The following is a 5951-nucleotide window of genomic DNA, read 5'->3' on the forward strand; positions in this document are numbered from 1 at the left end:
GGCCACGACGGTGATCACAATCGCTGAAATTCAATGCGGAATCGAGCGCCAGATGCCCAGCCAACCAGAATACGCCCAGGAAACCCAGCGCTAGCTGGACGCGTTCTTGGCAATCAGCGGCATGCATGTTGTTTCGCTCGGAGTTCCGGCAACTCTACTGCTCGCGAAGATGCACGAGACGGCGGAATTTCCTTGCCGTCGACCCACGACAGAAGAAACGCAAGACGCCAGCCGACCTCCTGATCGCTTCGATCGCGATCGCCGAGGACGCAATCATTGCCACCGGCAACTCGTCACATTTTGAGCAGATCCATGAAGAGTTCCCTTTGCCAGGGCTCTACAACCCGTTCAAGGGCGAGTGGGTCGTCCAGCCAACGCGAGGCGACGGCTATACTGTATAGCAGCATCAACGTATGGAACACTTTCGCCGTCCCAGTAGGGGCGCTTTGGGTATATGGAAGGGCAGCGTCCTTGGGGTCTAGACCCTCTTGGAGCCAAAGATGCTCCGAAGTGCATTTTTTGGTTTCGCTGCTACCGGATCCCCTGGTTCAATAGGAAGCGAGAAGGTCTCGAAGCCGTCTCGAGTGGACTCCGTCCGCCCCCCCGAACGGATCGCCTCCTCGATATGTTACGCTCCGCGCAGGTTCCCATCGCGAAGTTCAGCGCCGACAGACCTGGCCGCCTTACAGGAAACGGGAGGTCCCTTCACGCCGACCTTGAAGTGCCCTTCGCGTCCCGCGCGGCATTGACTGGGATGCCCCGGCATCAGACCGCTGAGCGGGGCATTGAGGCGCTTCTCGAACCCCCTTGGTGGGCTAAGTCTTTCGGAGCGTTGGGTGGCCGTATCTGCACTCCAGCGCTGTGCCCGTTCTCTGCCGGTGGTGAATCCGATCGGACAGTTCGGCAAGGCAGCCAACTTTTGCGCTATGCTCGATGGCCGGGCGAGTTCGATTTGCGGGTCGGTTCCGTGAGTTGGCTACGAGCCGAAGCTTACAGGAGCTAACATTGCGTATCAGGGATGGGTGGGATGATTGGTTCTTACGTCTGATTTGCTGGCGCTCCTGGCTTGCTCCAGAGCAATTAGTTGACATCGAACAGCTTCCTGCCTCCTTTTTTCACCCCAAGCGCGGGTTGAGGGATCCATTGATCGTCGACGTGGCCATCGAGGGCATCGTCAGTGGCATGAGTCCTGAGGGAGCTGCCGAACTTTATTGCGTAGAACTTACGGACACTGAGGTCGCCGATGGCCTCTCAAGGCGCATCTCCGTACAGATGGCACCCGAATAAACGACACTCGATATCGATTCGGTTCCTCTTGACCCCAATCAGGCACGTGGTGTGAGAAACCTCCCTCTCGACGGTTACTCGGCGGGCAGCACACTGGTTGGTTGCGGAGGGCTTCGTCTAGCGGCGAGTGGTCAAGATCTGACACTTGTTACCCGGCATGGCCCAGATAGAAGGGCAAAAGTTGGTGGAAAACCAAACCGCGGCTATCGGCACAGCGGGCTTTGTAGCGCCCCAGAGGTGCCAGCTGGAGCTGCACTCCACGGCATGAACACGACCTATCACCATCCCAGGCGAAAGAGGTATCGTCGAGCCATGGGCAGGAGAAATTACCTGATTGGCGGCGTTTCCGGGGCGGGCAAAACAACGGTCTGCACGGAATTGCAGCGGCGCGGCTACCACGCCATTCATGGTGACCGGGAACTGGTATATCGAGGCGATCCGGAAACAGGTCTGTCCGCGGCGCCGGAAACGGCAACACCGACGGCTGCCTGGATATCCAAACACCACATTTGGAATATCAAAAAAGTCCAGACGCTCGTCAAAAACCAGGACGAGGCGGTCACCTTTTTCTGCGGTGACGCAAGGAATTTCGCCAAATTCGTCGAGTCATTTGATGGCGTGTTTGTCCTGGAGGTTGACCTGAACACCATGAAGCGGCGGATTGCTGAGCGCGTGGCACTGGATCCAACTGACTGGGGCGGAAAGCCGGAGGAATGGGAACTGGCCGTGCGCCTTCATCAGACAAAAGAAGACATTCCCAAAAACGGCATCATCATCGACGCCACCGCACCGCTCGCGCGTGTCGTCGACGAGATCCTGCGTCTAACTGATGCAAATAACCCATCGTAGCGTTTATTCACGAGGCGAGTGCCAGTTAGCACCCAGCCTGCCCGGGCCGTGCCGCGTCACGCGACCTCGTTGATGGTCGCCGATCCTCGCCAACGGTCGTCAGGCTGCCCTTCCAAGCGGGAGAAAACGGAGCCCTCTCAGGCCGACAACTCCGGCGGGGGCGGTAGGCCGCTGCCTCAATGGTGGTTACGCTCGGCAGAAATTCGACATCGCGCCGAAACGGCAGCCTGATCGGACAAATGCACAGGCAATAGCGCCTGGGCGCGCGGACGCCGATAAAAGCCGACCGTCGAACGTGGGGTCACGCGCGAACCACGCCCGTTCGGGTAGCATCTTCTCCTGAGGGCTCACGGGCAGGGCATATCACGCACCCCGCGTTGGCGAGATGATGAGGTCCGATTTCAGCGAGACCGATGCCGCGGCGCCGCGCATGTTTCTCGGGATGCAACCGCGGCGAGGCTCCCGTGACCAATTCCAATTCGATGTCCCGCACAGACTGGGCTCTCCTGCTGATCCTCTCCGTGCTGTGGGGTGGTTCCTTCTTCTTCTCCAAGGTTGCGGTTGCCGCGCTGCCGCCTATGACCATTGTTTTCGTCCGGTTCGCGGCAGCGAGCGTGCTCGTCTATTTGTATGCCCGCACCCGCTCCATTCGGATCCCGTGTGACACGAGGAGCTGGCTGTCCTTCGCGGGCATGGGTCTGCTCAACAACCTTATCCCCGCGGGATTGATCGTTTGGGGGCAGACCATGATCCCGAGTGGTCTCGCTTCGGCAATCATTGCTACGACGCCGATCTTCTCGATCGCCGCCATTCGCCTGACCAGCTCGGATGAGCAGCTGAGCCTGGCGAAGCTCTTGGGCATGGCGCTCGGGCTGATCGGTGTCGCCATCCTGTTCCGTCTCGGCGCGAAGCCTGCCTCGGATGTTTCTCCGATCGGTATCGCCGCATGTCTCGGCGCGGCAGTGTCGTATGGCTGTGCGAATGCCTTGGGGAAGCGCTTTCGCCGCCTGAGCATTCCGCCCGTCGCGGGCGCATTGGGGCAAATGACCTGTACGGCGGTGATGGCGTTTCCACTGATGATGTTGCTGGAATCGCCATGGCAGTTGGCCGTCCCAGATGCGCCCGTCTGGATGTCGATGGCTGGGTTGGTAGTGGTGTCGACCGCGCTGGGTTACGTTGTCTTTTTCCGCCTCCTTGCCACCGCAGGAGCGACGAATACCTCTCTCGTGACCCTGCTTATCCCTATCACCGCTGTGCTGCTTGGCGGCTTGGTCCTGGGCGAGACACTTTCCACCGATCAGGTGGTTGGCATGTTGTCGATCGCCTTGGGTCTGATAGCTATCGACGGGCGGGCACTGAACTGGGCGTTCAACCTCCCGACACCGGATCGTAATCCGGCATGCAAGGCAGCGGCGGTGGCGGTAGGTGCACCGGAGAACGTTGAGTTCCTACCGATCGGGGTCGTCGACCTTCCCAGACCGGGCAGTCGCCCGGTGCTGTCTCCGCCATGCCCTGAGACTGCGCCACATCAACCTCTGCCGCGCTGCAGGCAAAGCCGGGTCGATTGAGATCACGTTGCAGAACGGCGCTCACCCTTATCCGGGAAAAGGACCGCTCAGCTCAAGTGTCGCTCAAGCGCACACCGACAAGTGCTTCGCGCTTGTTTTTCCGGAACTTTCGATCAATCTGGCTAGCCTGGGACGACGTCGTTGCGGAACGTCACGACCTATCGGTCGTCGTGGCAGGCTCTTGGCATCAGGCGAATGAGGCGGGCTTCGTGAACGAAACGGCCGGTCACTCCCCGGCCAGCTGAAGCGAATTCCATGGAGGGCCGGTCCCAAAACAGAAAACATTCGCAGGGGAGAAGACCTGTGGATCCTCGTCCTTGGCCACATCCTGGTCGGGTTCGGGATCTGCTTGGATTTCTGTCAACGGCTCGGGGGAGACCCCTTACCGGGCGCTCGACGTAGACCTCGTTTTGGTACCCTCGCTGGGCAACGACGCGACTATGTCTGGACACGCGGCGGTTGCTCAGGACCTGCATATCAATCGCGGCTCCTGATGCTTTGTTCCAGGGAGCCGAACCCACCCTGCCGGGCTGCAACGGCTATGTCCTCCCGCCGGAAAACCCAAGATCAACGGTCGCCAAGTGCTTCCGTCACGGCAGACAGCACTGCCACCTGAACCGCCCCTCGCGGACGGAGGCGAGCATGCCATGGAGAGCGTCGTGCGGATCTCCCGTCCCGGATCAATCCGCCAGCGCAGCGTGGAGGTCCTCAAAAGCCGCCCTTAGGGCCGACAGATCATCGAGCAATTCCGATAGCTCGAGGTTTCGCCCGTTCTTCTTGACCCTCCACCAATGCTTCGTCTCATAAGCCAAGGCTCCCGGGATCGCGCGTTCGAGGGCGTGGGCGAACTGCCGAAATTTCTCTTTGTGCCCAGTGATGTCCCAGGGAACCTCGACTCCGCCATCCCGGTCGATCCCGAGGATGGCGAGTTTCCTGTCGCCCACGCTCATGTGGACGATCAGAGCCTTCCTCAGGCTCCAAGTCACCTTCAGATCCTTGCTCTCCTCAAGGAACGCCAGCAGGCGCGTCGACAGATGCCGATGCGAGCGGTTAAGGGCTGAGAACCAGTCGTCGCGAGACACGTTTTCGATGGAGGCACCGTCTTGCAGGGCTGTGTCACTCGCGGCGGACTTTCCACTCCTCACCCCATCGGCGGGACCGCGTTTCCGTGTCGACGCCCGGCTCGTGTGGGAGAGCATGCGGCGCAATCCATCCCAGTCGTCGCAGATCGGCGGACGCGCCCAAGGATTTATCAGGCCGACTTGCTCAACGAGTGAGTCGCCCTTTCCATAGTTGCAAGGCTGGCACGTGGTAATGAGATTGCCAGGTTCACTGGTGCCACCTCGCGCATGCGGCACGAAGTGGTCCGCGACCGCGGTGAGCGCGTAAAATGCCGCGTGCCGGTCTTTGTCCCTCGCGCCCCACGGAAGTTCTTCGGGGGCGGCCAACATCATGATCCTGCGCGCTTGCGAAATCACGACGCGGCAATCGCAATAACGGCACCGGAACCCGTCCCGTTCAAAGACAGCCATCTCCTCGAGTGGCTGAAGCCTGCGGATCTTCGTCTTGTTGGGGCGGGCTACAATGTCAGGAAGGCCCGCGATGGTCCGGTAACGGTGGATGTCGGTGCTTATACGGCCCATTACGCTGGATGCGTAGGCGCGGACGGCAGGCATATCGGCCCGCTTGATGAGGTCCCGCGCGAACGCCGGGTTTCCCGCCAGCAGACCGTCGGCGGCTTGGCTCAGCAAGTCAGCAGCCTCATCCAACTCCGGGATCGGGGTCAGGAAGCACGTCCTAGGGGCCAAGAAGTCGATCGGGGTGGACAAAGGCCCCCTCCAAGACAGTTGCACCCGGCCACCGGTGTGCAGTCGATGGTCGCGCCTCGTACGTCGCCGAGACGACGTCGTAAATGTTATTGATACGTCTATGTCATTAACGCCGCGTGGGCCAGCCTATGAAGCTCCTTGAGTGAAAATCGGCTTTGAAGTGGCTCCCATCTGATGACTCGCTTCAAGCCATTAATCTAATGCTGGAGCGCCGCCGTTGTGGCGACTGGCAGACCTCGGAGAAGACTTCCGAAAGGTAAAGGGCGGCGCAGCCTGCCCGGTTCCAACGGCCTCCGTGATAAGCCGCCCCCATCGTGCTGTTGGGAGATACCGACCATTTCGGAGCCACGACCCGCCACAGGCGGTCGTCGCTGAACGTGCCGCGGCGATACGTCCGCGGGACGCCGGACGGCAATGG

The 5951-nt window shown here is 60.5% G+C and carries 6 protein-coding genes; 3 read left to right on the plus strand and 3 right to left on the minus strand.

Features of this window, described 5'->3' with window-relative positions:
• Window positions 1-1005: 1005 nt before the first annotated feature.
• Together GSQ89_RS37785 and GSQ89_RS37790 are read left to right on the plus strand one after the other, a co-directional pair.
• A complete protein-coding gene (locus tag GSQ89_RS37785; protein WP_158933256.1) occupies window positions 1006-1287 on the plus strand; it encodes a hypothetical protein in 282 nt (93 codons plus the stop codon).
• Window positions 1288-1551: 264 nt separating this feature from the next.
• Window positions 1552-2136 (plus strand): AAA family ATPase, encoded by a 585-nt coding sequence (locus GSQ89_RS37790; protein WP_216856644.1) that lies wholly within the window; start codon window positions 1552-1554, stop codon window positions 2134-2136.
• 25 nt (window positions 2137-2161) lie between these two features.
• Here GSQ89_RS37790 and GSQ89_RS40495 read toward each other — a convergent pair whose 3' ends face one another.
• Complete coding sequence (locus GSQ89_RS40495; protein ID WP_216856649.1) at window positions 2162-2413, minus strand: Ada metal-binding domain-containing protein; 252 nt, start codon at window positions 2411-2413, stop codon at window positions 2162-2164.
• A 187-nt stretch (window positions 2414-2600) separates the two neighbouring features.
• Between GSQ89_RS40495 and GSQ89_RS37800 the strand changes: the two genes are divergently transcribed.
• Window positions 2601-3704, plus strand: a complete 1104-nt coding sequence (locus GSQ89_RS37800) for a DMT family transporter (RefSeq protein WP_254073564.1) — start codon at window positions 2601-2603, stop codon at window positions 3702-3704.
• A 680-nt stretch (window positions 3705-4384) separates the two neighbouring features.
• On the opposite strand, the gene GSQ89_RS37805 is transcribed toward GSQ89_RS37800, so the two are convergent.
• Together GSQ89_RS37805 and GSQ89_RS40500 are read right to left on the minus strand one after the other, a co-directional pair.
• Window positions 4385-5533: an HNH endonuclease gene (locus GSQ89_RS37805; protein ID WP_158933257.1), complete on the minus strand. Its 1149-nt coding sequence runs from the start codon at window positions 5531-5533 to the stop codon at window positions 4385-4387.
• 184 nt (window positions 5534-5717) lie between these two features.
• On the minus strand, window positions 5718-5948 hold the full coding sequence (locus tag GSQ89_RS40500; protein WP_371734341.1) for an RES domain-containing protein: 231 nt from the start codon (window positions 5946-5948) through the stop codon (window positions 5718-5720).
• Window positions 5949-5951: the final 3 nt, after the last annotated feature.

This window comes from Acidisphaera sp. S103, assembly GCF_009765975.1.
Lineage (GTDB): Bacteria > Pseudomonadota > Alphaproteobacteria > Acetobacterales > Acetobacteraceae > Rhodopila.

Excerpts from the sequence above, each read along its gene's own strand:
- GSQ89_RS37790 (WP_216856644.1), top strand. The coding sequence starts at position 1,552 with ATGAACACGACCTATCACCATCCCAGGCGAAAGAGGTATCGTCGAGCC.